The organism is Kibdelosporangium banguiense, assembly GCF_017876405.1.
Classification (GTDB): domain Bacteria; phylum Actinomycetota; class Actinomycetes; order Mycobacteriales; family Pseudonocardiaceae; genus Kibdelosporangium; species Kibdelosporangium banguiense.
This window is the reverse complement of sequence record NZ_JAGINW010000001.1, coordinates 11,649,197-11,673,753: the sequence shown is the minus strand read 5'-3', so window position 1 is coordinate 11,673,753 and position 24,557 is coordinate 11,649,197. Positions and strand designations below refer to the sequence as shown.

At 67.7% G+C, this 24,557-nt stretch carries 23 protein-coding genes and 1 pseudogene; 16 read left to right on the top strand and 8 right to left on the bottom strand.

Annotated features, from left to right (window positions below; genetic code table 11):
* Positions 1-4 precede the first annotated feature (4 nt).
* A complete protein-coding gene (locus tag JOF56_RS52235) occupies positions 5-1,267 on the top strand; it encodes a cation:proton antiporter (protein ID WP_209646868.1) in 1,263 nt (420 codons plus the stop codon).
* On the opposite strand, the gene JOF56_RS52230 is transcribed toward JOF56_RS52235, so the two are convergent.
* The gene (locus JOF56_RS52230; RefSeq protein WP_209646867.1) at positions 1,228-1,671 is read right to left on the bottom strand and encodes a cupin domain-containing protein; all 444 of its coding nucleotides are present in this window, start codon (positions 1,669-1,671) and stop codon (positions 1,228-1,230) included. The two genes, JOF56_RS52235 and JOF56_RS52230, sit on opposite strands and share 40 nt — an antisense overlap.
* Before the next feature lie 86 nt (positions 1,672-1,757).
* Between JOF56_RS52230 and ruvC the strand changes: the two genes are divergently transcribed.
* The 8 genes from ruvC to JOF56_RS52190 all read left to right on the top strand — a co-directional run bounded on the left by ruvC (position 1,758) and on the right by JOF56_RS52190 (position 10,632).
* Positions 1,758-2,342: a crossover junction endodeoxyribonuclease RuvC gene (gene ruvC, locus JOF56_RS52225; protein WP_209646866.1), complete on the top strand. Its 585-nt coding sequence runs from the start codon at positions 1,758-1,760 to the stop codon at positions 2,340-2,342.
* Positions 2,339-2,935 (top strand): Holliday junction branch migration protein RuvA, encoded by a 597-nt coding sequence (gene ruvA, locus JOF56_RS52220; protein ID WP_209646865.1) that lies wholly within the window; start codon positions 2,339-2,341, stop codon positions 2,933-2,935. The genes ruvC and ruvA overlap by 4 nt, the downstream gene beginning before the upstream one ends.
* Positions 2,936-2,945: 10 nt before the next feature.
* The gene (gene ruvB, locus JOF56_RS52215) at positions 2,946-4,013 is read left to right on the top strand and encodes a Holliday junction branch migration DNA helicase RuvB (RefSeq protein WP_307855672.1); all 1,068 of its coding nucleotides are present in this window, start codon (positions 2,946-2,948) and stop codon (positions 4,011-4,013) included.
* A 102-nt stretch (positions 4,014-4,115) separates the two neighbouring features.
* Positions 4,116-4,511: a preprotein translocase subunit YajC gene (gene yajC / locus JOF56_RS52210; protein WP_209646863.1), complete on the top strand. Its 396-nt coding sequence runs from the start codon at positions 4,116-4,118 to the stop codon at positions 4,509-4,511.
* A 151-nt stretch (positions 4,512-4,662) separates the two neighbouring features.
* Positions 4,663-6,480, top strand: a complete 1,818-nt coding sequence (gene secD / locus JOF56_RS52205) for a protein translocase subunit SecD (protein WP_209646862.1) — start codon at positions 4,663-4,665, stop codon at positions 6,478-6,480.
* A 1-nt stretch (position 6,481) separates the two neighbouring features.
* A complete protein-coding gene (gene secF, locus JOF56_RS52200; protein ID WP_209646861.1) occupies positions 6,482-7,687 on the top strand; it encodes a protein translocase subunit SecF in 1,206 nt (401 codons plus the stop codon).
* The gene (locus JOF56_RS52195; RefSeq protein WP_209646860.1) at positions 7,687-8,202 is read left to right on the top strand and encodes an adenine phosphoribosyltransferase; all 516 of its coding nucleotides are present in this window, start codon (positions 7,687-7,689) and stop codon (positions 8,200-8,202) included. Before secF ends, JOF56_RS52195 begins: the two co-directional genes overlap by 1 nt.
* 111 nt (positions 8,203-8,313) lie before the next feature.
* Complete coding sequence (locus tag JOF56_RS52190; RefSeq protein WP_209646859.1) at positions 8,314-10,632, top strand: RelA/SpoT family protein; 2,319 nt, start codon at positions 8,314-8,316, stop codon at positions 10,630-10,632.
* Here the strand turns inward: JOF56_RS52190 and JOF56_RS52185 are convergent.
* Together JOF56_RS52185 and JOF56_RS52180 are read right to left on the bottom strand one after the other, a co-directional pair.
* The gene (locus tag JOF56_RS52185; protein WP_209646858.1) at positions 10,599-11,297 is read right to left on the bottom strand and encodes an AraC family transcriptional regulator; all 699 of its coding nucleotides are present in this window, start codon (positions 11,295-11,297) and stop codon (positions 10,599-10,601) included. The genes JOF56_RS52190 and JOF56_RS52185 overlap by 34 nt on opposite strands.
* A 59-nt stretch (positions 11,298-11,356) precedes the next feature.
* Positions 11,357-12,190 (bottom strand): peptidylprolyl isomerase, encoded by an 834-nt coding sequence (locus JOF56_RS52180; protein ID WP_209646857.1) that lies wholly within the window; start codon positions 12,188-12,190, stop codon positions 11,357-11,359.
* 130 nt (positions 12,191-12,320) lie between these two features.
* On the opposite strand from JOF56_RS52180, the gene JOF56_RS52175 reads away from it, so the two are divergent.
* Complete coding sequence (locus JOF56_RS52175) at positions 12,321-13,031, top strand: MBL fold metallo-hydrolase (RefSeq protein ID WP_209646856.1); 711 nt, start codon at positions 12,321-12,323, stop codon at positions 13,029-13,031.
* On the top strand, positions 13,031-13,657 hold the full coding sequence (locus JOF56_RS52170; protein ID WP_209646855.1) for a hypothetical protein: 627 nt from the start codon (positions 13,031-13,033) through the stop codon (positions 13,655-13,657). The genes JOF56_RS52175 and JOF56_RS52170 overlap by 1 nt, the downstream gene beginning before the upstream one ends.
* Here the strand turns inward: JOF56_RS52170 and JOF56_RS52165 are convergent.
* Genes JOF56_RS52165 through pnuC form a run of 3 tightly spaced genes read right to left on the bottom strand, consistent with a single transcriptional unit; the run spans position 13,629 to position 16,641 of the window.
* Positions 13,629-14,900 carry a YibE/F family protein gene (locus JOF56_RS52165; protein WP_307855670.1) on the bottom strand — a complete coding sequence of 424 codons (1,272 nt, stop codon included), beginning with the start codon at positions 14,898-14,900 and terminating at the stop codon, positions 13,629-13,631. The genes JOF56_RS52170 and JOF56_RS52165 overlap by 29 nt on opposite strands.
* 23 nt (positions 14,901-14,923) lie before the next feature.
* On the bottom strand, positions 14,924-16,009 hold the full coding sequence (locus tag JOF56_RS52160; protein ID WP_209646854.1) for an AAA family ATPase: 1,086 nt from the start codon (positions 16,007-16,009) through the stop codon (positions 14,924-14,926).
* Positions 16,006-16,641 carry a nicotinamide riboside transporter PnuC gene (gene pnuC / locus JOF56_RS52155; protein ID WP_209646853.1) on the bottom strand — a complete coding sequence of 212 codons (636 nt, stop codon included), beginning with the start codon at positions 16,639-16,641 and terminating at the stop codon, positions 16,006-16,008. Before pnuC ends, JOF56_RS52160 begins: the two co-directional genes overlap by 4 nt.
* Before the next feature lie 144 nt (positions 16,642-16,785).
* Between pnuC and JOF56_RS52150 the strand changes: the two genes are divergently transcribed.
* Positions 16,786-18,243, top strand: coding sequence for an Rv2578c family radical SAM protein (locus tag JOF56_RS52150; RefSeq protein ID WP_209646852.1), 1,458 nt, complete (start codon positions 16,786-16,788; stop codon positions 18,241-18,243).
* Between the two features lie 21 nt (positions 18,244-18,264).
* On the opposite strand, the gene JOF56_RS52145 is transcribed toward JOF56_RS52150, so the two are convergent.
* Positions 18,265-18,615 carry a hypothetical protein gene (locus tag JOF56_RS52145; protein WP_209646851.1) on the bottom strand — a complete coding sequence of 117 codons (351 nt, stop codon included), beginning with the start codon at positions 18,613-18,615 and terminating at the stop codon, positions 18,265-18,267.
* Between the two features lie 327 nt (positions 18,616-18,942).
* Positions 18,943-19,896, bottom strand: coding sequence for a helix-turn-helix domain-containing protein (locus JOF56_RS52140; RefSeq protein WP_209646850.1), 954 nt, complete (start codon positions 19,894-19,896; stop codon positions 18,943-18,945).
* A 181-nt stretch (positions 19,897-20,077) separates the two neighbouring features.
* Between JOF56_RS52140 and aspS the strand changes: the two genes are divergently transcribed.
* From aspS to JOF56_RS52120, 4 genes and pseudogenes are all read left to right on the top strand, one after another.
* Positions 20,078-21,850: an aspartate--tRNA ligase gene (gene aspS, locus JOF56_RS52135; protein WP_209646849.1), complete on the top strand. Its 1,773-nt coding sequence runs from the start codon at positions 20,078-20,080 to the stop codon at positions 21,848-21,850.
* 134 nt (positions 21,851-21,984) lie between these two features.
* Positions 21,985-22,347 (top strand): annotated as a pseudogene (locus tag JOF56_RS52130) (DUF389 domain-containing protein); the annotation flags it as partial.
* Between the two features lie 104 nt (positions 22,348-22,451).
* Positions 22,452-23,648 carry a hypothetical protein gene (locus tag JOF56_RS52125; RefSeq protein ID WP_209646848.1) on the top strand — a complete coding sequence of 399 codons (1,197 nt, stop codon included), beginning with the start codon at positions 22,452-22,454 and terminating at the stop codon, positions 23,646-23,648.
* A 71-nt stretch (positions 23,649-23,719) separates the two neighbouring features.
* Positions 23,720-24,523: an SGNH/GDSL hydrolase family protein gene (locus JOF56_RS52120; RefSeq protein ID WP_307855669.1), complete on the top strand. Its 804-nt coding sequence runs from the start codon at positions 23,720-23,722 to the stop codon at positions 24,521-24,523.
* The last annotated feature ends 34 nt before the right edge of the window (positions 24,524-24,557 follow it).

Genomic DNA, 24,557 nt, shown 5'->3' with positions numbered 1-24,557 from the left:
CCAGATGGACATCGCAACCACTACAGCGCGGTTCTTCCTGGCCGCGGTCATCATCCTGATCACCTGCCGGCTGGTGGCCATGGCCGCCCGCCGACTCGGCCAGCCACCCGTCGTCGGCGAGATGATCGCGGGTGTCCTGCTCGGGCCGTCCTTGCTGGGGCTGGTGCTGCCGGGCGTGCAGAATGCCCTGTTCCCGGACGCCGTGCGGCCGATGATCTACGTCGTCAGCCACATCGGGCTGGTGGCGTTCATGTTCGGGGTCGGTCACGAGTTCGCCCAGCAGAAGGTCCGTGGCCTCGGCCGGCCCGCGGCGACGGTTTCGCTGGCAGGGGTGACCGCGCCGCTGGTCCTCGGCGTTGCGTTCATCCTGCTGGTCCACGGGCATGCCGACATTCTCAAAGACGGCGTCCCGGTCGGCGTCTCGGCGCTGTTCGTCGGTGTGGCGCTGGCGATCACGGCGTTCCCGATGCTGGCGCGGATCATCAGTGAACGCAACCTGACCGGCTCCAGGCTCGGGTCGCTGTCGCTGGCGGCGGGCGCGATCGACGACGGCGTGGCGTGGATCCTGCTGGCGCTGACGATCGGGCTGGCCACCGGCGATCCGAACAAGATCCTGGTCACCGGGGGCGGAACGCTGCTGTTCGTCCTGGCGCTCTGGTTCGGGGTCCGGCCCGCGCTGAACTGGATCATGGCGCGGCCCGGTGCCGCCGTCGAGCACCTGGTGCTGGTGACGGCGGTCGCGCTGTTCGCGGCAGCCTGGTGGACCGACCTGATCGGGCTCTACTCGGTGTTCGGCGGGTTCTGTCTCGGCTTCATCTTCCCGCGCACTGAGATCGGCAACCGGGTGGTCGCGGCGATCAGCCCGGTCACCAAGATCGTGTTCCTGCCGCTGTTCTTCGCGTACTCCGGCCTGAACACCGAGTTCGGGCTGCTGTTCACCCTGCCACTGCTGCTCGTCTCGCTCGGGTGCGTCGCCGTGGCGATCCTCGGCAAGTTCGGGGCGTGCTGGTTCGGTGGCCGGCTGGCCGGGGAGGAGAACTCCGTGGCGATCCGGGTCGGCGTGCTGATGAACGCCCGTGGCCTGATGCAGTTGATCGCGCTGAATGTGGGGCTGCAGACCGGGATCGTCACCCCGGCACTGTTCAGCGCGCTGGTGCTCGTCGCGATCGTGACGACCGTGATGACCGCGCCATGGCTGTCCTGGCTCGACAGGCGAGCCGAACGGCGTCAGGCCAAACGGGAGATGTCCTCGGTGGCAGCGGGATAACCGGCGGCGAGGATGCCCGCGTCGGCATAAGTGATGATGTCGTCGCTGTACGGCGGCGACATCATCGTGCCGAGCAGGCTCCACTCGCCGGTCGTCTCGGTGGCCTGCCAGGTCCCGGTGGGCACGATCACCTGCGGACGTTCCCCCGCGGCCAGATCCATGCCCAGCAACGGCCGCTCGACGGTCCCGTCGGGGTGCAGCAGGAGCATCCGCGCGGGCGCTCCCGCGTGGTAGACGAAGATCTCCAGGTTCTCCAGCTTGTGCAGCCGCGAGAACTGCGGCGCGACAAGCATGTAGTAGATCGCCGACGCGTTCGGATCGCCGTTGAGGTTCTCCTTGTACAGCCCGCCTTCCACGGGCAGTGGCTGCAGGTCAAGCGCCTTGATGATCTCCTCCGGGGTCATGCATCCAACCAACCACAAGCGTGTCTGCGCGGTTGCGGACCGGCCACCCGTTACGCTCTCGAACAAGCGTTCAGAGAGGTGATGGTGTGCGGGTGCTCGGTGTCGACCCGGGCCTGACCAGGTGCGGTGTGGCCGTGGTCGACGGTGGGACTGGCCGCAAGGTCACGTGCGTCGCGGTCGACACGGTCCGTACGCCGGTCGAGGCGGCGTTGGCGGAGCGGCTGCTGGCGGTGTCGGACTTTGTCGAGGGCTGGCTGGATCTGCACAAGCCGGATGTGGTCGCGGTCGAGCGCGTGTTCAGTCAGTACAACGTCCAGACCGCGATGGGCACCGCGCAGGCGGGCGGCGTGGTCGCGGTCGCGGCAGCCCGGCGCGGCCTGAAGGTCGAGTTCCACACACCCAGCGAGGTCAAGGCTGCTGTCACGGGCTCTGGGCGTGCGGACAAGGCGCAGGTGACCGCGATGGTCATGCGCCTGCTGAGGCTCACGGAACGTCCCGGCACGGCGGATGCCGCCGACGCGCTCGCGTTGGCCATCTGTCACATTTGGCGCGCGCCGATGCGGTCCCGGCTGGAGGAGGCCGAGCGGCGCGCGGCCGAACTCGCCCGGGTGCACAAGGCGCGGCTGGCTGCAGCAACCAAGGCTCGGAAAGCAGGAGGAACGAAGCCGTGATCTCGTCGGTACGCGGACCGGTGCTGTCGGTCGGGCTCGACCACGCCGTGATCGAGGTCGGTGGCGTCGGCTTCGCTGTCCAGGCCGCGCCCTCGACGCTGGCCACGCTCCGCAGAGGCGAGGAGGCGCAGCTGTTCACCGCGCTGATCGTGCGCGAGGACTCGCTGACGCTGTTCGGTTTCGCCGACGCCGACGCTCGTGACCTGTTCTGGATGCTGCTGACGGTCTCCGGTATCGGACCACGGCTCGGTCTCGCCATGCTCGCCGTGCTGGAGCCCGACAAACTGCGCGCGGCCCTGTCCGAGGGCAATGTCGCGATGCTCACGCAGGTGCCCGGCATCGGCAAGAAGGGCGCGGAACGGCTGATCATCGAACTGCGCGACAAGGTCGGGGCGTGGCAGAGCGCGGGCGAATCGCCCGTCGCGCCGTCCGCGAGCGCGGTCCGCGGCTCCGTGGTGGAGGCCCTGGTCGGCCTCGGGTTCGCGATGAAGGCCGCTGAGCAGGCAGTCGATGGCGTGCTTTCCGAAAATTCGGCTGCCGACACCGCGGGTGTGCTGCGCAAGTCCTTGGCCATCCTCGGCCGCAAGCGTTAGGAGGCCGGGCGTGCACGACGACTATCGCGGCCCGGTGGCCGACGAGGACGACGCGCTCTCGCCGCTCGCCGAGCCCGAGGACCGTGACGTCGAGGCGACGCTGCGGCCCAAGCGGCTGAGCGAGTTCGTGGGCCAGGCGCGGGTGCGTGAACAGCTCGAACTCGTGCTCGAAGGCGCCATGCGCCGGGGCGCACCGCCAGATCACGTCCTGCTCTCCGGCCCGCCCGGCCTGGGCAAGACCAGCCTCTCGATGATCATCGCCGCTGAGCTGGGCAGTGCCATCCGGATCACGTCCGGGCCGGCGCTGGAGCGTGCCGGCGACCTCGCCGCCATGCTGTCGAACCTGGTCGAAGGCGACGTGCTGTTCATCGACGAGATCCACCGGATCGCCCGGCCCGCCGAGGAGATGCTCTACCTGGCGATGGAGGACTTCCGGGTGGACGTCGTGGTCGGCAAAGGCCCCGGCGCCACGAGCATCCCGCTGGACATCGCGCCGTTCACGTTGGTGGGAGCCACCACCCGATCAGGGGTGCTGACGGGTCCGCTGCGTGACCGATTCGGCTTCACCGCGCACATGGAGTTCTACGAGCCGCACGAACTGGAGCGGGTGCTCACCCGCTCGGCCACGATTCTGGGCGTCGACCTGCGGCCGGACGGCGCCGTGGAGATCGCCAAACGGTCCCGTGGCACACCCCGGATCGCCAACCGGCTGCTGCGCCGGGTCCGGGACTACGCGGAAGTGCGTGCTAACGGAGCGGTCACGATTGATGTGGCGAAAGCCGCGCTCGAGGTCTACGACGTCGACGAGCTGGGCCTCGACCGGCTGGACCGGGCCGTGCTGAACGCGCTGGTCAGGTCGTTCGGCGGTGGACCGGTCGGTATTTCGACTTTGGCTGTCGCGGTGGGGGAGGAGTCAACTACCGTGGAGGAAGTGTGCGAGCCGTACCTGGTACGTGCTGGCATGCTGGCAAGGACCCCTCGTGGCCGAGTAGCGACTGCGACCGCGTGGGCGCACCTCGGGTTGCAAGCCCCGAACGACGCACCAGGTCAGGCGGCGCCTACGCTGTTCGAAGAGTGACCGCGCGCACAGCGCGTAACGCGTTGGTGGCACACTCGGCGGCAGGCAACCAGAACAATCGGGCATTTCCACTCCAACGGGATGTCCGCCGAACGGAGAGAAATGAACCTCGGGCAACTGCTTCCGTTTCTGCTGATCGCGGTGCTCATCGTGCCCATGGTGCTGATGAGCCGCAAGCAGAAGAGGGCGATGGCGCAGCAGCAGGAGCTGCAGAACTCGATCGGCGTCGGCGACCGGGTGATGACCACCTCCGGCCTGTACGCCACTGTCGCGGACACCGACGATGAGGCAACGGTTGACCTGGAGATCGCCGACGGCGTGGTGACCACCTGGCTGCGTGCCGCGATCCGCGAGAAGGTCGGCCCGGAGGTCGAAGAGGAGATCGAGGACGACGAGGACATCGTCGAAGAGGTGGAAGAGGACGAGAAGAAGCAGGACCCGACTCCCAAGTCCACCGCCGAGGTCGCGCCCGCGCTGGAGCAGACCAAGAAGAGCTAACCGCTTTCGTTGAGGGAAAACACCAACCTCATCGGACGCGCGGTACGCTGCGCCCTCACCCATTAGTGACTGGGTGCGGGCGCAGCGTCATGGTTGTGTGACCAACCGCCCGCTCCCCACCTGACTAGACGACACAGAGAGACGGACAGACGTGGCACCATCGGCTGGGCACTTCCGCCCCGTTCGTTATCTCGCCTTCTTCGTAGCCATCATCGCGGTGCTCTACGGCTTGGTGTTCGGCACAGGTGACCACAAACCGGTCCCGAAGCTGGGTATCGACCTCAAGGGTGGCACCCGTGTGGTGCTGACCGCGCGAACCCTGGACGGCAACGCGCCGAGCCCGGAATCGCTCAACCAGGCACGCCAGATCATCGAGAACCGTGTCAACGGCCAGGGCATCAGCGGTGCCGAGGTCGTCCTGGACGGTAACAACATCGTGATCACGGTGCCGGGTGACGGCGGCGAGAAGGCCAAGGAACTGGGCCAGACCGCGACCCTCGGTTTCCGCAAGGTCCTGCAGGCGGTGCCCAACACCCCGCCGCAGCCCCCGGCTTCCGGCACGCCTCCGACGAGCGGTACCCAGCCACCGCCGTCCGGTAGCCAGCAGCCGTCCACGCCGTCCGGCAGCACCCCGCCGAGCGCGGGCGCTCCCGCAAGCAACCAGCCGCAGGGCCGCCCCGCCCCCGTTCTGGGGCAGCAGCCGTCCGGCAGCACCCCCACGACTCCGAGCGCCCCGCCGAGCACAAGCACCAGTGCCCCGGCGCCGCCGCCCGTGAACAACAACGACGGCTCGATCAGCCCCGAGGTCGCGGCGGCCATCCAGAAGGCTCGTGCCGCGCGTCAGAACCCCGCGCTGGCCGGTGCCGAGGACGGTGGCAACGCCCCGCAGGCCGACCCGGCACTGCAGCAGCAGGCTCTGGCCGCGCACAGCTGTGACGGCGACGACCCGCTGGTCGGCAACGACGACCCGAACCTGCCGCTGATCACCTGCGACCAGGACAAGACCGAGAAGTACGTGCTCGGCAAGCGGTTCCTCAAGGGCGAGGAGATCAGCGGCGCGAACGCCGGCCCGAACTCCCAGGGCGCCGGCTACGTGGTCAACCTGACCTTCAACGGCACGGGTGCCGACATCTGGGCCAAGTTCACCGCCGCCAACGTCGGCCAGCGCGCCGCGTTCGTGCTGGACACCGAGGTCGTCTCGGCCCCGGAGATCCGGGGCGCGATCCCCGGCGGCAACACCGAGATCAGCGGCAACTTCAACCAGCGCACCGCGACCGCGCTGGCGGACGTGCTGAAGTACGGTTCGCTGCCGCTGTCGTTCCAGTCGTCGGACGCCGAGACCGTCTCCGCGACGCTCGGCCTCGCGTCCCTGCAGGCAGGCATCATCGCCGGTGCGATCGGCCTGCTGCTGGTGTTCATCTACTGCCTGTTCTACTACCGCCTGCTCGGCGTTCTGACGATCCTGTCGCTGGCACTGTCGTTCGCCATCGTCTACGCGATCATCGTGCTGTTCGGCCGGTTCATCGGCTACAGCCTCGACCTGGCCGGTGTGGCGGGTCTGATCGTCGCCATCGGTTTCACCGCCGACTCGTTCGTGGTGTTCTTCGAACGACTAAAGGACGAGATGCGAGAAGGCCGGACATTCCGGTCGGCGGTGCCACGAGCATGGGTCCGAGGCAGGCGCACGATCCTGTCGGCCGACGCGGTGCTCTTCCTGTCCGCCGCGGTGCTGTACCTGCTGGCAGTCGGCCAGGTGAAGGGCTTCGCGTTCACCCTGGGCATGTCCACGGTGCTCGACCTGATCGTCGTGTTCCTGGTGACGCACCCGCTGGTGGCGCTTGTGTCGAAGTCCAAGAAGCTGTCCAACCCGGCGCTCGTCGGGCTTGGTGCGGCGCACCGCGCGAGCCACAAGGCGAATCTCAACAAACCGGCCACCGGCCGTACCGGTCCCACAGTGAAGGAGGCCTGAGGTGGCCGGCGAGACCCCACCCCAGACGCCAGCGAAGAAGGCCAAGTTCTTCGACCGGCTCTACGTCGGCAACGGCGCGCTGGACGTCATCGGCAAGCGCAAGCGCTGGTACGTCTTCTTCACGGTGCTGGTGCTGGTCAGCATCGCCTCCATCGCGATCAAGGGCTTCAACTTCGGAATCGACTTCGAGGGTGGCACCAAGATCCAGCTGGATGCCAAGAGTTCGACCTCGCAGGTGATCACTCCCCAGCAGGTCATCGACGTCTACAGCAAGACCCTCGGCCACGAGCCGGAGTCGGCGCAGAGCGTCGGCATCGGCGACCAGGCCTCCATCCAGGTCCGGACCCAGACGCTCAGCCAGGGCGACATCAGCCGCCTGAAGGCCGCGCTGACCAACGACCTCAAGCCGCAGGGCGCGATCAGCGACAGCGCGGTGTCCGGCACGTGGGGCGGTGAGGTCACCAGCCAGGCACTGTGGGCCCTGCTCGTGTTCCTCGTGCTGGTGACGATCTTCCTGGCGTTCTACTTCGAACGACGGATGGCCGTCGCGGCGCTGGTCTCGCTGTTCCACGACGTGATCGTGACCGCGGGTGTGTACTCGCTGGTCGGTTTCGAGGTCACCCCGGCCACCGCGATCGGCCTGCTGACGATTCTGGGCTTCTCGCTGTACGACACGGTGGTGGTGTTCGACAAGGTCAAGGAGAACACCCGGGGCCTGCTCGGCCTGACCCGCCGGACCTACGGCGAGGCGGCCAACCTGGCGGTCAACCAGACGCTGATGCGGTCGATCAACACCGCGCTCATCGCGTTGCTGCCGGTGCTCGGCCTGCTGATCGTCGGTGCCGTCCTGCTGGGTGTCGGCACCCTGCAGGACCTCGCGCTGGTCCAGCTGACCGGCATGCTCGCCGGTGTCATCTCCTCGATCGGCCTGGCCACCCCGGTTCTGGTGGACCTGACCATGCGGGACCCGAAGTTCCAGGCGCAGGCCAGGCGGGTCGCCGCCCGCCGGGCCAATCTGGCTGCCAAGGCCGCGCACGAGTCCGGTGACCCGGAGTCGTTCGACGAGCAGACGCTGGACGAGGAAGTCCGCAAGGAGAAGGCACTGACCGCGGCGAGCGGTGTCCCGGTGCGCAACCGGAGCAACGCCGAGCGCCGTAAGCAGAGCCAGCCGCAAGGCAAGCGTCCCAGCGGGAAGCGCCGCCACTGATGGATGTCAACGAGGCACTCGCCCTGATCCGGCGAGTGCCTGATTTCCCAGAGCCGGGCGTGCTGTTTCGCGACATCACGCCCATGCTCGGCAACGCTGAGGCGTTCCGCACGGTCGTCGACGCCATGGCCGCCACACTCGACGACGTGGACGTCGTGGTGGCCGTGGACGCCCGTGGCTTCTTCTTCGGTGCCGCCGCGGCGTACTCGAAAGGTCTCGGCGTGGTGCCGGTCCGCAAGGCCGGCAAACTCCCCGCAGTTGGTGGCCGCGCCGGGTACTCACTTGAGTACGGCTCGGCCGAGCTGGAGATCCCCGCGGACATCATCCAGCCGGGGCAGCGCGTGGCCATCGTCGACGACGTCCTGGCCACCGGAGGCACCGCCGCGGCAGCATGTGAGCTGGTCGAGCTTGCCAAGGCAGAAGTGGCCGGTATCACAGTGCTGCTGGAGATCGGCGCACTCGACGGTCGTCAGCGACTTGCCGGACGTAAGATCGACGCGCTGCTCACCGTGTGAGACTGGCCGTCCAGCGCGCACGAAGATGTTCACCAGCGCTTACGCGTTATTCTCAATGCACGCGGACCACACTCGTGGCCCGCGAGGTTCGGGATATGCGGGAGCGTGTGAGTGAGTCACGACGTGGAGTCCGCAGCGAGCCTGAAAGCAGGGGAGCAGGCGACAGCTGTCCCCAGGCCGCCGTCAGCGACCCGTCGTGTCCGTACGCGACTGGCCCGCCGCATCACAGCCCAGCGTGCCGCCCCGGTCAAGCAGGTCCTCGAACCGCTGGCCGCGGTGCACCGGGAGCTGCACCCGAAGGCCGATCTGGGTCTGTTGCAGCAGGCGTACGACGTCGCCGAGGAGAAGCACCGCCACCAGCGCCGTAAGTCCGGCGACCCTTACATCACCCACCCGCTCGCGGTCGCCACGATCCTCGCTGAGCTGGGCATGGACACCACGACCCTGGTCGCGGCGCTGCTGCACGACACGGTCGAGGACACCGACTATTCGCTGGAGCTGCTGCGCTCGGACTTCGGTGACGAGGTCGCGCACCTGGTCGACGGCGTGACCAAGCTGGACAAGGTCAAGCTGGGCACGGCCGCCGAGGCCGAGACCATCCGCAAGATGATCATCGCGATGGCCAAGGACCCGCGAGTCCTGGTCATCAAGCTGGCCGACCGCCTGCACAACATGCGCACCATGCGGTTCCTGCCGCCGGAGAAGCAGGCCCGTAAGGCCAAGGAGACCCTCGAGGTGCTGGCCCCGCTGGCCCACCGGCTGGGGATGGCCACCGTGAAATGGGAGCTGGAGGACCTCGCGTTCGCGATCCTGCAGCCCAAGAAGTTCAACGAGATCGTCCGGCTGGTGGCCAACCGGGCGCCCTCCCGCGAGAACTACCTCAACGCGGTGATCGAGGAGCTGGACAAGCACCTGGCCGACGCCAAGATCAAGTGTGCGGTCGAGGGCAGGCAGAAGCGCTATTACTCGATCCACCAGAAGATGATCGTGCGCGGCCGGGACTTCGACGACATCCACGACCTGGTCGGTGTCCGGCTGATGGTCGAGGACGTCCGTGACTGCTACGCCGCGATGGGCGTCGTGCACGCGATGTGGCAGCCGATGCCCGGCCGGTTCAAGGACTACATCGCCCAGCCCCGGTTCGGGGTGTACCAGTCGTTGCACACCACCGTGATCGGCCCGGACGGCAAGCCGCTCGAGGTCCAGATCCGTACGCACGAGATGCACAACACCGCCGAGTACGGCATCGCCGCGCACTGGCGGTACAAGGAGACCCGCGGCACGCACGAGAGCAAGGGCGGCGTCGAGGTCGACGAGATGGCGTGGATGCGTCAGCTCCTCGACTGGCAGCGTGAGGCCGCCGACCCGGGCGAGTTCCTCGAGTCCCTGCGCTACCAGTTCTCCACCCGCGAGATCTTCGTGTTCACGCCGAAGGGCGACGTGGTCACGCTGCCCGCCGGGTCCACGCCCGTGGACTTCGCCTACGCCGTGCACACCGAGGTCGGCCATCGCTGTATAGGAGCCCGGGTCAACGGCCGCCTGGTCGCGCTCGAGCGCAAGCTGGAGAACGGCGAGGTCATCGAGATCTTCACCTCGAAGGCCGAAGGTGCCGGGCCCAGCCGCGACTGGCTGCAGTTCACCGCCTCGCCGCGGGCCCGCGCCAAGATCAAGCAGTGGTTCGCCAAGGAACGGCGTGAGGAGGCGATCGAGGCCGGCAAGGACGCGATCGCCAAGGAGGTCCGCCGGGTCGGCCTGCCGATGCAGCGCCTGGTCTCGGTGGACGCGATGACCGCGCTGTCGCGTGAACTGCGCTACCCGGACATCACCTCGCTCTACGCGGCCGTGGGCGAGGGGCACACCTCCGGGCGGCACGTCGTGCAGCGCCTGGTGGCCCTGCTCGGCGGCGTCGAGCACGCCGAGGAAGAGCTCGCCGAGCGGGCGACCCCGTCCACGATCACCCGCCGCCGGGCGTCCGGCGACGCGGGCGTGGTCGTGAAGGGCGCGTCCGACGTGTGGGTCAAGCTGGCCCGTTGCTGCACGCCGGTGCCAGGCGACGACATCCTCGGATTCGTCACGCGTGGCGGCGGTGTCAGCGTGCACCGGACCGACTGCACGAACGCGGACGAGTTGCTGGCCGAGCCGGAGCGGCTGGTCGACGTCGAGTGGGCGCCTTCGGCCTCGTCGGTGTTCCTGGTGGCCATCCAGGTCGAGGCGTTGGACCGGCACCGGTTACTGTCCGACGTCACCAAGGTCCTGGCCGACGAGCGGGTCAACATCCTGTCCGCGTCGGTCACGACGTCCCGCGACCGGGTGGCCGTCTCCCGGTTCTCGTTCGAGATGGGCGACCCGAAACACCTCGGACACGTCCTGAAAGCAGTCCGCAGCGTCGAAGGCGTCTACGACGTGTACAGGGTGACGTCGGCGTCCTGAACCAGGGTGCTGAGCGTCGTACCGGCCAGGGTTTTCACTTCCCGGGACAGATGCGCCTGGTCGGCGTACCCGGTCAGGTGCGCTGCCTCGGCGAACGGCGTGCCCGCGTAGATGAGGTCCATGGCCTGGTCGAACCGCAGTACGCGGTGCAGCATCTTGGGGCCGTAGCCGAAGGTCGTGAGGCAGCGGCGGTGCAGGTGGCGTTCGCTGAAGCCCAGCTCGCCCGCCATCGCGCGGACGTCCCCTGACCGGCGTGCCAGCTGTTCGACGACTCTCGCGAACGGATCCGGCTCGGCGTCCTGGACGGCGTGCAGCAGGACTTTGCCGGGCTGATCGGTGTGCAGGTCGTCGATGAGCCGCTCGACCTTGTCCCGCGCCCAGAGATCCTCCAGCCCGGCCCGGGTGTTCTTGAGCACGTGCGCCGGGATGTCCAGGAAAGCCGGCGCGGCCCCCGGGCGGAACCGGACCCCGACCTTCGGCCCGGTGGACTCGCTGAGGAACGCCGCGGTGTCCGGACCGGCCACGATCAGCCGCTCACCGCTGAAGATGATGTCCATGCACCCGTCGGGCACGACCCGCTGGGTACCTACCCGCGTACTCGTCCACACACAGTCGACGACATCCGCGAGCCACAGCGGCCGGTACTCCCGATACACGAACCCCATAGTGCCAAAGGCCCGTCGTGAGCGCGGAACGCTCACGACGGGCCCTTGTGCCGCTCAGGTCAGGAGACGGTGGCGGTCTCGATGCTCACCGGGGTCTTCGGAGCGCCGTCCTCAGGGCCGTTCTGCCCCGGGGTGATCCCGTTGGCCGCGATCTTGTCGAGCGTGGCCAGGCCAGGCGCGTCGATCGAGCCGAAGACGGTGTAGTTCGGCGGCAGCTGGCTGTCGCCATAGACCATGAAGAACTGGCTGCCGTTGGTGTTCGGGCCCGAGTTGGCCATCGCCAGCGTGCCCCGCGGGTACGGCACCGGCTGGCCCTCGGCCGGCGGCTTGGGCAGGCTGCCCAGCTCGTCGTTGATGGCGAAGCCCGGTCCGCCGCTGCCCTGGCCGGTCGGGTCACCGCACTGCAGGACCTTCAGGCCGGCGGACGCGGTGATCCGGTGGCAGGGCGTGCCGTCGTAGTACTTGGCCTTCACCAGGTGCTCGATGGCCTGCACCGTGCACGCCGCCTTGGTGCGGTCCAGGGTCAGCGGGATATCGCCCTGGCCGGTCTTGAGGTTGACCTTCACCGTGCCCGCGTTCGGCGACGGGTCGACATCCGGCGGGGCGTCCACCGGCTTGGAGGCCGGCTTTCCGCCGGTGACGTACTTGCAGGGACCGCCCGTGGTCTGCGTCGCGGGCGTCGACGGGTCAGGCGTCTCACCGTTGGCCGCAGGGGTGTTCTCGCCGGTGTTGAGCACCACCAGGAGGTAGATCAGCCCGACCACCACGACCACGCCACCGACCGTGATCGCTGTCGCGACGATCCGGCGCCGTTTGGCGCGCTCGGCCCTTCGGGCGAGCTGGCGCTCCAGCTTCCGTTTCGCCTGCTCCCGGCGTTGCTGATTCGTCGGCACCTGCACCCTCCCTGGGCCCTCACATTGCTCGCGGCGCGCAGTCTATTTGGCGCCCAGGTAAGACCAGCGTAGAGGTGGCGCTCCACTAGTGTTACGAACACACACCAGTTCAGCCCGGAGGGCGGATTTCGTGCTTGTCGTCGGGTTCCCCACCGGGGCGCTGCAGGCCAACTGTTATCTGATCGCGGCAGGCAAAGGCGCCCCTTGCGTGATCGTCGACCCAGGTCAGGACGCCGCGGACGCGGTGGCCAAGGCCGTGCGGGAACACGGTTTGTCGCCAGTCGCCGCGGTACTCACGCACGGGCATTTCGACCACTGTTTCGCGGTGACGCCGATCTGCGACGGTGACGGCATTCCGGCCTACATCCATCCGGACGATCGGGATCTGTTGTCGGATCCGCTCAAAGGCGTCAGTACCGACACGGCCGCGTTCTTCGGCGGGAAACTTCAGATGCGGGAGCCGCGCGAGGTGCGTGAGCTCGCCGACGAGGCTGTGCTCGACCTCGCAGGGCTGTCGATCACGGTCGACCACACGCCCGGGCACACCCAGGGGTCGGTGACGTTCCGCTGTGACACCGAGGAAGGCGGCCGGCTGTTGTTCGCCGGGGACACGCTGTTCGCGGGGTCGATCGGCCGGACCGACTTGCCGGGCGGGGACGTTCGCCAGATGGCCTCCTCGTTGCGTACCAAGATCCTCACGCTGGCCGACGACACGGTTGTGCTGCCCGGCCACGGGCCGACCACGACGATCGGCCGGGAACGCGGCACGAATCCGTTCCTCGCCGGGCTGGAAGAGGGCTCCGAGGACTCCACCGCCCAGGGCCCGTTGCGGGGTCTGTGATGGAGCAGCTGCCGTTGGACTTGTTCGACCGCGCCGCAGCCGCCAAACGCCTGCGGATGGCGATCGTCGCGATCCTGATTCTGGCCGCCGCGCTCGGCGGGGTGGTGGGTCTGATCTTCGGTCAGGTGGCCGGTTTGGTCACGGCCGGTGCCGTGGCGGTCCCGCTGGGGCTGTTCAGCTGGTCGCAGGCGCGTCGCCGGCTTTGGCTGGAGGGCACGAAGATCGTGCTGCGGACGTTCGGCAAGCGTTCGGTGGACCTGTCGAAGGCCGAGCGGATCGAGCTGATGGTGATGGACGTCCGCAGCGTCCGCACGGTCAGCCTGCTCGTCTCCGAAACGCCGCGCAGCCGCGGTATCAACATGGCGATGGCGTCCTACTCCGGCACCGGCGGCGCCGAGCTGGGCATCATGGCGCTGCGCAAGCTCGCCGACGCGTTGGCGTCCTCGGAGAGCACAGGATCGCTGGTCTTCTCGGAATTACTGGTCGCGCAGTTGCGGGCCGAAGCACGCGGCGCAGGCCTGGACGGGCGTCCGCTCTACCAGCTCGCGAAGGCCGCGCCGCCCGGCAAGCTCGCGACGAGGCTCAAGCCTGAGGCGGTCACGAAGTTCGTGACGTCGCTGGAATAGCCGGTTCGCGGCTGGCCACCAGCGCGGCGACAAGCGTGGTCACGGGTACGCACGCGATCAGCCCGATGCTGCCGACCAAGGTCCGGACAATCTCCTGGGCAATCGACTGCGAGCCCAGGATTGTGCCGAGCCCGGCGTCGGACAGGTACGAGTACAACAGGATCGGCAGCGCGGCCCCGGCGTACGCCATGGCGAGCGTGTTGACCGCTGACGACACGTGATCACGGCCGATCCGCAACCCGGCTGCGTACAGCTCACGCCAGCTGAGCAAGGGGTTCGCGCGTCGCAGCTCCCACACCACGCTGGCCTGCGTGACGGTCACGTCGTCGAGTACGCCCAGCGCGCCGATGATCAGCCCTGCCAGCAGAAGCCCACGGGTGTCGAGGCTCTGCCCGAGCGTGCCCAGCAGCAAACCCGTGTCCTCGTCGAGGCCCGTCAGTTTGGTCAACGCGCTGAACAACGCGCCCAAGCCCCCGATCAGCACCAGGCTGATCATCGTGCCGAGCACAGCCGTGGATGTCCGCGCCGACAGCCCGTGCGTGAGGTACAAGGCCACGAACATGATCAGCCCGGCACCCGCGACGGCCACCAACAACGGGCTTTCACCAGCGAGAATGGCGGGCAGGACGAACATCAGCAGGACAACGAAACTCAACCCCAGCGCGATCAGCGCGGCCACGCCCTGATAGCGCCCGAGTACCAGGATCGCCAGCGCGAACAACCCGGCCAGCACGGCGAGCGGCATTCCGCGCTGGAAGTCCACAACCTTGTACGAGTCGCCGTTGGTCGCGTCGGCACCCGAGTAGGCCATCACGACCTTGTCGCCGACCGCGAATCGGGGAGAGCTGGGCTCGATCGGAGCCCGCGTGGTGATCTCCTTGCCCGACGCGGCACCGTCGCTCATCTTGACCGAGATCAGCAGGCACGGGCCGTCGGCCGAGCCGACCTGCACACCGTCTTCACACGACCCCTGCGACACCGCCGTGACATCCCCGGACACCGGCTCCTGCTGGCCCACCTTGGGCGACGGCGTGCCACCGAACGGGTACAGCAGGATCACGCCCGCGACCGAGGCCAACGCGAACGGCAGCAACAGCGCTGTCAGCAGCCTGCGGACCTTCTTCGAGGCCGGTTCGGCAGGTCCGTGTCCATGACCGTGCCCGTGGCCGTGGCCGTGGCCGTGGCCGGTGGGCTTTTCCGGCTCCGCCTTGATCCGGGGAATGGGCATGGTGTCGTCGTGCACGGCCCCATCCTGCCCGTTGTGCCTCAGCCGAGCGGATCGGCGTACCGGAAATGCCTGGCGAGCATGTCCTCGACCGCATTGATCGCCTGCTCCAGGCGGTTTTGGCGGCTGCCGGTGAGCCGGGCCCACGACACGCCCCGTTCGTCGAGCCTGCGCTCGAACAACCCGGTCATCCACTCCCGCAAGTGTTCCCCGTCGCGCCATCCGTCCTGTTCGAACGGAACGTCCTGATGGTCCGTCAACAGGTACAAAGCGGGTTTTCTCCCGCTGACCGCCTCGGTCACCTGTGGGTACGCGCATCCCAGGTACCGTTCACACCAGACAGTCGCTGCCCAGGGATCGTTGTCGCACACCAGGATCGGCCCGGCTCCGGCAGCTTCATCCTCGGCCTTCGCCTGCCGCGCGGCGATGTCCACGAAGTCGCCGACCGTCCACACGAGATCCTCGATTCCGGCTCGCTCGTCGAACGCTTGTGCGGCAATGAGTTTCTCTTCGGTGTGCAGCCGACCGTGCTCGGGAACCCATGCCGTTCGGTAGTGTTCGGCGAGCGCACGGGAAAGCGTTGTGGTTCCGGTTGATTCCGCTCCTACGACAACAATCCGTGCGGCCAGTCCGGCTTGCGTCGCCGGTGCGAGGTCCGTCCAGCGTCCCATCGGGTCCGCGCGGACAGCGGTGCCGGACATCGGATGCACGGTGCGGTCCAGGTCGACCAGAACATGCTGGGCGCCAAGGCGTTTGGCCAGTTCCTGACCGTAGTCCTCGGACGTGAACACGGCGTCGACGGCCGCGCTTGCGGGGTCGCCTTCCTGGATCGCGCGCCGCGACAGCACTGATCGGAAAATTCCGACGTGCGCCTCCCAGATCGCGTTGTCGTCATAGTCGGTCTGGTAGTCGTCTATGTCGCCGAGCACGACCACACCCTCGTCACCGCTGTGTTCCCGTGTCATCCAGGAAACCCGGTCGGCCAACGGGATCGACTCCACGCTGGACGCCAGCACCGCGACCGTGGTCCGGTTGCTGGCCGCCGCCGCGGTTCTGACCAGATGGTGGTGCCCGAGGTGCGGCGGGTAGAACTTGCCGAGGACCAGCGCGTGCTCGAACTTGCTCATGCCGTCACCATCGCTCGCAGGTCGGCCCGCCAGTTGCGCAACCCGAGCACACAGAGGGCGAGGAAGCCGACGTAGAGGATGGCGGTCAGCCAGAGTCCCTTGTAGGCGTACAGCGGAACGTAGATCACGTCGGCGGCGATCCACAGCCACCACGACTCGACTTTCTTACGTGCCTGCCCCCATGTCGCGAGCAACGACAACACCGTTGTCACCGCATCAGGGAACGGCACCGTGGAGTCCGTTTGCGTTATCAGGATCCACGTCAGTAGCGCGGTCGCGGCAATGCCTACGCCGAGTAGCGCCAACCATTGCGCGCGGGTTGTGCGGCTGACCGGCAGCGCGGTGTGCGCCTGCCCGCCGCGTAGCCAGGACCACCAGCCGTACAGCGCGAGCGCCATGTACACGACCTGTAGCCAGCCGTCGGCGTACAGGCCGCTGGTCATGAACAACGCGAGGAACGCCAGGTTGTTCAGGATCCCGATCGGCCAGTTCCACACGTTCTGCCTGGCCACCAGCCAGACACACAGGGCGCCGGTGACGAATCCGGCGATCTCGCCCCAGCTGGTGCTCACACCGCCGAGCGTGACCGCCGGCGTGTGGAACGGGACGAGGATGGCGTCCAGCAGCGACATGGGCCTGATCTTGTCAGCCCGGCTCGAGTTGGCCGACGACACGCAGGGGGTTTCGTGTCGTCGGCGCCGACGGCAGTGTCCCGCGGCGACATACAAATCCGATACAGTTTGACAGCGCCTCGAACATGTGTTCGACTGGGGATCATGCGCTGGGACGCTCAACGGGCCGATCGCGGGCAACTGGCCCTGCCTGGGCTGGTGCGTACCGTGCGCACCCCCGAGTTCGCCGACATCGTCTTCCATGAGGTGTACGCCAAGTCGGTGCTCAACCGCGTGCCAGGCGGCTCGTCGATGCCGTTCCAGTGGACGATCAACCCCTACCGCGGTTGCTCGCACGCCTGCACGTACTGCATGTCCGGCGACACCGAGATCCTGATGGCCGACGGCAAAACTGTGCAGCTGGCGGATCTCCAGGTCGGCGACGAGATCTACGGCACCCGCAGACTCGGCTTCCAGCGCCAGCTGGTGCCCACAAAAGTGCTGGCGCACTGGACAACCGTGAAACCAGCCTACGAAGTCACACTCGAGGACGGCACCCGCCTGATCGCCAGCGGCGACCACCGGTTCCTGACCGAGCGCGGCTGGAAACACGTCACGGAAGGCATTACCGGGCAACCATTTCTGGCTCCCGGCGTCAAACTCGTCACTGACGTGGACGGCGTCGTCGAGCCACGCCTTGCGGTAACCGGCATCGAACTGGTCGCGAACTCGATGACGCTGTACGACATCACAACCGGCACAGGCGACTTCATCGCCGACGGTGTGGTGAGCCACAACTGCTTCGCCCGCAACAGTCATACCTATCTGGAGTTCGACGCGGGCCGCGACTTCGACACCCAGGTAGTGGTGAAGATCAACGCGCCCGAAGTCGTCGCCAAACAGCTGCGTTCCCCACGCTGGCAACGAGAACACGTCGCAATGGGCACGAACACCGACCCATACCAACGCGCCGAGGGCCGCTACAAACTGATGCCCCGCATCATCGAAGCGCTCGCCTCAACCGGAACCCCGTTCTCGATCCTGACCAAAGGAACGGTCCTGACCCGCGACATCCCCCTGCTGACCCAGGTGAGCAAAGACGTCCCAGTCGGCGTCGGCGTATCACTGGCCCTGCTGGACAAGGATCTGCAACAGCGCCTCGAACCAGGCACCCCCACCCCGCAGGCCCGCCTCGACATGATCAAACGAATAACCGACGCAGGCCTGCCCTGCGGAGTACTGGTGGCCCCAGTAATCCCCAAACTGACAGACTCGCATGAGCACCTCGACGCCCTGCTGACCAAAATCGCCGAAGCAGGCGCAACCGGCGCCACCATGATCCCCCTGCACCTACGCCCAGGCACCCGCGAATGGTTCGCCGCCTGGCTCACCCGCGAACGCCCCGACCTCCTGGACTCTTATCGCGACATCTACGCCCGCGGCAGCTACGCCAACCGCACCTACCGCGACCGCCTCGCCGACCGCGTCAAACCCCTGATCCGGAAACACGGCCTCACCGGCAGCAGCATGCCCCGCGGCAGCACACCCGACCCCAAACCATCCCCACCCGTCGCCCCCGAACAACTCGAACTCCTGCTCCAACAGGACAGTCTTGCCAACTAGCCGACCGGCCGTCGCGCTGGTTCAGCCGGCCTGGAGTCGCGCGTTGATCTTGGCGACCGCGTCGTCACGTGCCGAGGTGTCCTTCGACCACATCGACGCCGCGCGGCTCGCAAGAACCATCAATACCAACGCGCGGCCGTCGCGAGTACTGACGCGCAGCCGAGGCGGTCTGTCGGCGTAGGCGCTGACCTCGTGGATGTCAGTCAGCGGAAAGCTCCGCGCCTGCCCAAGGCCGCCCACCGGCTTGAACATCACCGCGTCACCGGTGAGCACGAGCGTCCCGCCTACCTTGGAGAGCCGTCCAGCCAGGGATCTCCCCTCGGAGAAGGGCATACCCGCCACCCACTCCGTGGCCTCGTACGCAGTGCTCACCGAATCCCCGATTACTCATGCGGCCGACCTGATTCCAAGCCGATCGTAGTGGGGGAGCGCCGGCGAACGGACAGTGCGGGCCGGACGTACCGCCAGCTGAAGCCGAACGCCGCGGGCCAGCCCGGAACACCGCTGTCCAGTTCCGGACAGGACGCTGCCCGAGCCATCGCGGGCAGCCTCATTCGCACCATGAATTCCGGCAAGGGGAACCCTTGTTGATCACATTACCGCAGGGGTCTGACAGTTTCGGTGTCTGCGCAGGTCAGGTGGATTGTGTGCAAAGCAGGGGGCGATCAGCCGGACATGTGGGCGATCCAGCCAGGGCGGCTAAGGTACCCAGCCCCACTTGACGCCGAACATCCCTGGTCCGAAGTTGAGCACCACGGCATGTGTCCGGCCGACGTTGTCGACGACGAGGTCGCGGCGGGTGGTGCTGTCGGGGTCGTCGGCGGGGTTGGCGATCTGGTGGCACCAGGCGGGTGGGTCGGCTGGGTCGAATCGCATCTCGATGACGTAGTCGCGGACCGGGAGCCGGAACTTCCGGCAGAACATGTCGGCGGTGCGCGGGTATGGGGGACCGGCTGAGGCGACCTCGTACTCCATGATCACGGTCTCGCCGCGGGATAACGGCCGGTCGAACAGCAACTCGGCGACCATCAGGCCGGCTGCGGGGTCCTCGGCGACGCGACCGAGCTGGCATGACTGCAGCGGTATGACCCTGGGTAATGGGGCGCCTGGCTGGGCGGCGTCGTACACCGCGATCCATCGGTCGGCGCCGTCGTGCTCGGCGCGTAACACCTGACGGACCCGGATGCTGCGTTCGCCGCGGTCCGGGCCGATCTCGACGCGGTCGTGCTGGCTGATCCTGGCCAGTGAGGTGTCCGATGCCAGGTCCATCCGCGACAACAGGGGAGCCAGTTGTTCGCGGTTGTCCCACAGTGCCTCGAGCGGCAGTGCGGTCGGCGTGCGTTGGGCGCGTCCGCGTGGGCGTGGCGGGCCGAGTAAGGCCGTCAAGGATCCGGACTCGACGCCGAGTACTTCCTCGAGGTGTTTCAGGGCGCTCATCGACTCGGGGCGTTCCGGCCTGCGACGACCGGACTGCCAGTAGCTCAGCGCGGTCACGCTGATGGTCAGGCCTCTGGCTCTGAGCCGGTACTGGATCCTGTCGAGACTCAGGCCGCTGGCGCGAATGGCCGCGCGCAGGGCGATCGGGAACGCGTCACCTGCCAGCGCGTCGACCTCGTCGATCGCGCTGGAGTCCCCAACCGGCCAGCCACCCATAGTCAGGCTCCCCTGGCTATCACATCCGTTACCGAACACTACTTCGCAGTAACAGCCAGAGGTACCGACAAGAGTCGGTCTTTGTAGCGTCCAATCGGTAGCCGAGCGTGAATGACCTGGGGGTGTTGGCTAGCCTTTTCCTCCGAGAGGGACGTACCAGTCAGCAAGGAGTGCACAACCCGTGATCCGCACCCACGAGGCCGGGACTCTCCGGTCCGAGCACGCCGGGCAGACCGTCACGCTGAGCGGCTGGGTGGCCCGCAGGCGCGATCACGGTGGGGTCATCTTCATCGACCTGCGGGACGCCTCCGGTGTCGCCCAGGTCGTGTTCCGTGAAGGCGAGATGGCCGAGCGCGCGCACAAGCTGCGTGGCGAGTTCTGCGTCAAGATCGTCGGCGAGGTGTCTGTGCGGCCCGAGGGCAACGAGAACGCCGAGATCCCGACCGGTCAGATCGAGGTCCTGGTCACCGAGCTCGAGGTGCTCAGCGAGGCCGCGCCGCTGCCGTTCCCGCTGGACGAGCACCTGACCGTCGGCGAGGAGGCGCGGCTGCGCCACCGTTACCTCGACCTGCGCCGCACCGGCCCGACCAAGGCCATCCGGCTGCGCAGCGAGGCCAACCGGATCGCCCGCGAGGTGCTGCACGCGGAGAAGTTCCTGGAGATCGAGACCCCGACGCTGACCCGATCCACGCCTGAGGGCGCGCGTGACTTCGTGGTCCCGGCCCGGCTGCAGCCCGGTTCCTGGTACGCGTTGCCGCAGTCGCCGCAGCTGTTCAAGCAGCTGCTGATGGTCGCCGGGATGGAGCGGTACTACCAGATCGCCCGCTGCTACCGCGACGAGGACTTCCGCGCCGACCGCCAGCCCGAGTTCACCCAGCTCGACATCGAGATGAGCTTCGTCGAGCAGGACGACGTGATCGCCCTGTCGGAGAAGATCATGTCGGCGCTGTGGCGGGAGCTGGCGGGCTACGAGATCCCGCTGCCGATCCCGCGGATCAGCTACGCCGAGGCGATGGCCCGCTACGGCTCGGACAAGCCGGACCTGCGGCTGGGCGTCGAGCTCACCGACCTGACCGAGTTCTTCAAGGACACGCCGTTCCGTGTGTTCCAGGCGCCGTACGTGGGCGCGGTCGTGATGCCGGGCGGCGCCAGCCAGCCCCGCCGTCAGCTCGACGCCTGGCAGGAGTGGGCCAAGACCCGCGGCGCCAAGGGCATGGGCTACGTGCTCGTCACGGAGGACGGCACGCTTGCAGGCCCGGTCGCCAAGAACATCTCCGAGGCCGAGCGCGAGGGCCTGGCCAAGGCCGTCGGCGCCAACCCCGGCGACTGCATCTTCTTCGGTGCGGGAGACCCAGGCTCGTCGCGTGCACTGCTGGGTGCCGCGCGGCTGGAAATCGGCAAGAAATGCGGCCTGATCGACGAGTCCGCCTGGTCGTTCGTCTGGGTTGTGGACTTCCCGATGTTCCAGGCCGTCGAAGGCTCGGACGACGTCGCCGTCGGTTCCGGCAAGTGGACTGCGTTGCACCACGCGTTCACCTCGCCGACGCCGGAGTGGATCGACCGTTTCGAAGAGGACCCGGGCAACGCCCTGGCCTACGCCTACGACCTGGTGTGCAACGGCAACGAGCTCGGTGGTGGCTCGATCCGTATTCACAACCGCGAGGTGCAGCAGCGCGCGTTCGGCGTGATGGGCATTGGCGCGGAGGAGGCCCAGGAGAAGTTCGGCTTCCTGCTGGACGCGTTCTCCTACGGCCCGCCGCCGCACGGTGGTGTGGCGTTCGGCTGGGACCGGATCTGCATGCTGCTGTCGGGTTCCGACTCGATCCGCGACGTGATCGCGTTCCCGAAGTCCGGCGGCGGTTACGACCCGCTCACCGGTGCGCCCGCGCCGATCACCCCGGAGCAGCGCAAGGAAGCGGGCGTGGACTTCAAGCCCAAGCCTCAGCAGGCGTAACAGGTGCTCCACCTGCGGGGGTGGTGTCGCCGCCGGAACGTACCGGCGAGGTGCTGGACCTGCTCAAGTCCGAGCCGGGGGCGACACACCTGATACCGCTGCGCGGCGCCGCGGTCGAGCCGGCCGGGGACCTCGGTGAGGCGACCGGCCTGCTGGACGTGAACGCGGTCCGCAACGGGCACAACGTCGATTTCGTCTACCAGGTCGGCGTTTTCTCCCTGATCGTGGCATTGTTGGCAGGAGCGGCCGGAATGCTGTCGATGACCTCGGCCAAGTCGGCCGCTCTGGTGGGCGTGTTCATCTCGGTGACGACTATCCCGGCGGCCGGGTACGCGGCGGTCGCCGCGGTGCTGGGGGAGTGGGACCGCTGCCTGTTCTCGATCGGGCAGCTGGTGGTCAACCTGGTCGGCATCGTGCTGGCGGCCGCGGTGGTGCTGTTGTTGCGTAGGCGGACATGGACCGCACGTGACAACGGACGTCCGCTGTCCACTGGGTGAGATTGAATGCTGTCAAGCGAGAGCTTGGCTCTCTATCGTTGCGGGTAGCTGCTGTCGGGGCCGCGTCGAAGTGAGACGACGACGCGGTAGTAGGGTCGGAGGAGATGAGTGTGGACATCGCCGCCGACCCGCCCGATCTCGACGACACCCCCAACCCGGCCATCCATGAGGCTGTGACCGCGGCCGAGGCCGTGCTCAGGCGCCGGTACGGCGCGAAAATCCAGCTTGCCGAGCCAGAGGACCTGGGCGGCAGCAAATTCTCCACGGTCGTACGTGTGCGCGTCGCCGCGACGCCGTTCTCACTGCCGCGCACCCTCGTGGTGAAACGTTATGAGCAGCCGACGCCGTCCGAAGCGTTCGTCCGTGAGGCCGTCAGTTATCAACTGTTCACGGCGTTGACCGCGGATGAGCGCATGTGTCCTGAGCTGTATGCGCACGACGGCGCCGCCGGAGTAATCGTTATCGAGGACCTTGGCCGCGCTCCGACCCTGGCCGACAAGCTGCTCGGTGACGACGCTCGCGGCGCCGAGCGTGCGCTTTTGTCGTGGGCACGGTCGCTAGGTCGCCTGCACGCCACCACAGCAGGCCGTGAGGCTGACTTCGACGCGTTGATGCGCCGGTTGTCCGCAGCCCGCGTGAAGGGCGATCCGTTAGCGGTCAACGGTCCGGCCGCGATCGAGCGCCTGCCGCAGTTGCTGGAGGACGCGCTGAACGTGCGCACCCCGTCGCACGTGTTCGAGCGCGCGGAACGCACCCGCTGGCTGCTGGCCACCAGCAGGCACCGTGCCTTCAGCCCGTCAGACCTGTGCCCGGACAACAACTTGATCACCAGCCGGGGCGTCCGGTTCCTCGATTTCGAGGGTGGCTGCATCCGCAACATCATGCTGGACGCGGCGTATCTGCGGGTTCCGTTCCCCTCCTGCTGGTGCGCGTTCGCGTTGCCGGCCGGCATGACGGACGCGATGTTCGCCGCGTGGCGTGCCGAGGTCCGCGTGATGTGGCCCGACCTGGCCGACGATTCCGTTGTGCTGCCTCGCATGCTGGACGCTCAGCTGTTCTGGGTCTGGGCGTCCACATTCTGGTTCCTGCCCCGTCCGGGCGAACCCGACGGCCCGCTCGACAGCCACCTGCCGTCGCCCCGCCGCAGCGTCGCCCTGGCCGCGCGCTGGCAGCACCTGTGCGAAGAGGCCAAACGAGCCGGCGCGGACGCGGTCGCCGAGCATGCGGCATCCGTGGTGGACGCGCTGACCCGCAAGTTCGGCCCGGATCTCAAGCTGCCCATGTACCCGGCGTTCCGATAGTTCAGTGAGCCGTCTTCGGACGGTCAACCCGGCGTCACCGGTGGTGAGCCCGCAGCCGCGATCGTTGTGCCGTGAGCGTGCTGGAATGCGTGACCCCGGGACTGCGGCAGCCGGAATGGCAGGCCGGCAGCCTTGTCGTGCTCGGCGACTCGACGGCGGTCGGGCTCGGTGACCCGTTGCCCGGCGGCGGCTGGCGTGGCGTGGGCTCATTGCTCGCGACCGCGCTCAGCGGCCATGACCATGTCCGTTTCGCGAACCTCTCCTTCACCGGCGCGCGCATGGCATGTGTGCGTGACGTCCAACTGCCCGAAGCGGTGGCGCTCGCGCCGGACGTGGCAGTGATCATCGTCGGGATGAACGACACGCTGCGGTCGGACTTCGACGCGGCCCGCATCCGGGCCGACCTGGACCACGTGGTCAGCACCCTGACTGAGGCGGGCACAGTCGTGCTGACTGTGCGTTTTCACGATCATGCCAAGGTTTTCCGCTTGCCTGGCCCACTGCGCCGGGCATTGCGCAGCCGGATCAACGAACTGAACTCGGTCATCGACGAAGTGTCGGCCGAGCACGACGCGGGCTGCCTGGACCTGGACCTGCTGCCCGGCGCCTACGACATGCGTGCTTGGAGCGTCGACCGGCTGCATCCGTCGGAGCTCGGCCACCGGATGCTCGCCCTCGGATTCGCCGAGATCCTGGCCAAACGCGGCTGCACGATCCCCAACCCCGTCAGCCTGGTGTGTTCCGGAGGCCGCCGGGTAGGCGCTGCCGGACACGTGATCTGGCTGGTGGTGAAGGGAATTCCGTGGCTGTGGCGGCGCGGCCGGGACCTCGTGCCATACGCCGTCTCGATCATGGTGAAGGAACTGAGCCGCTAGAGGAAGTCAACGTGGTCAGGGGCTTTGTCGCGCT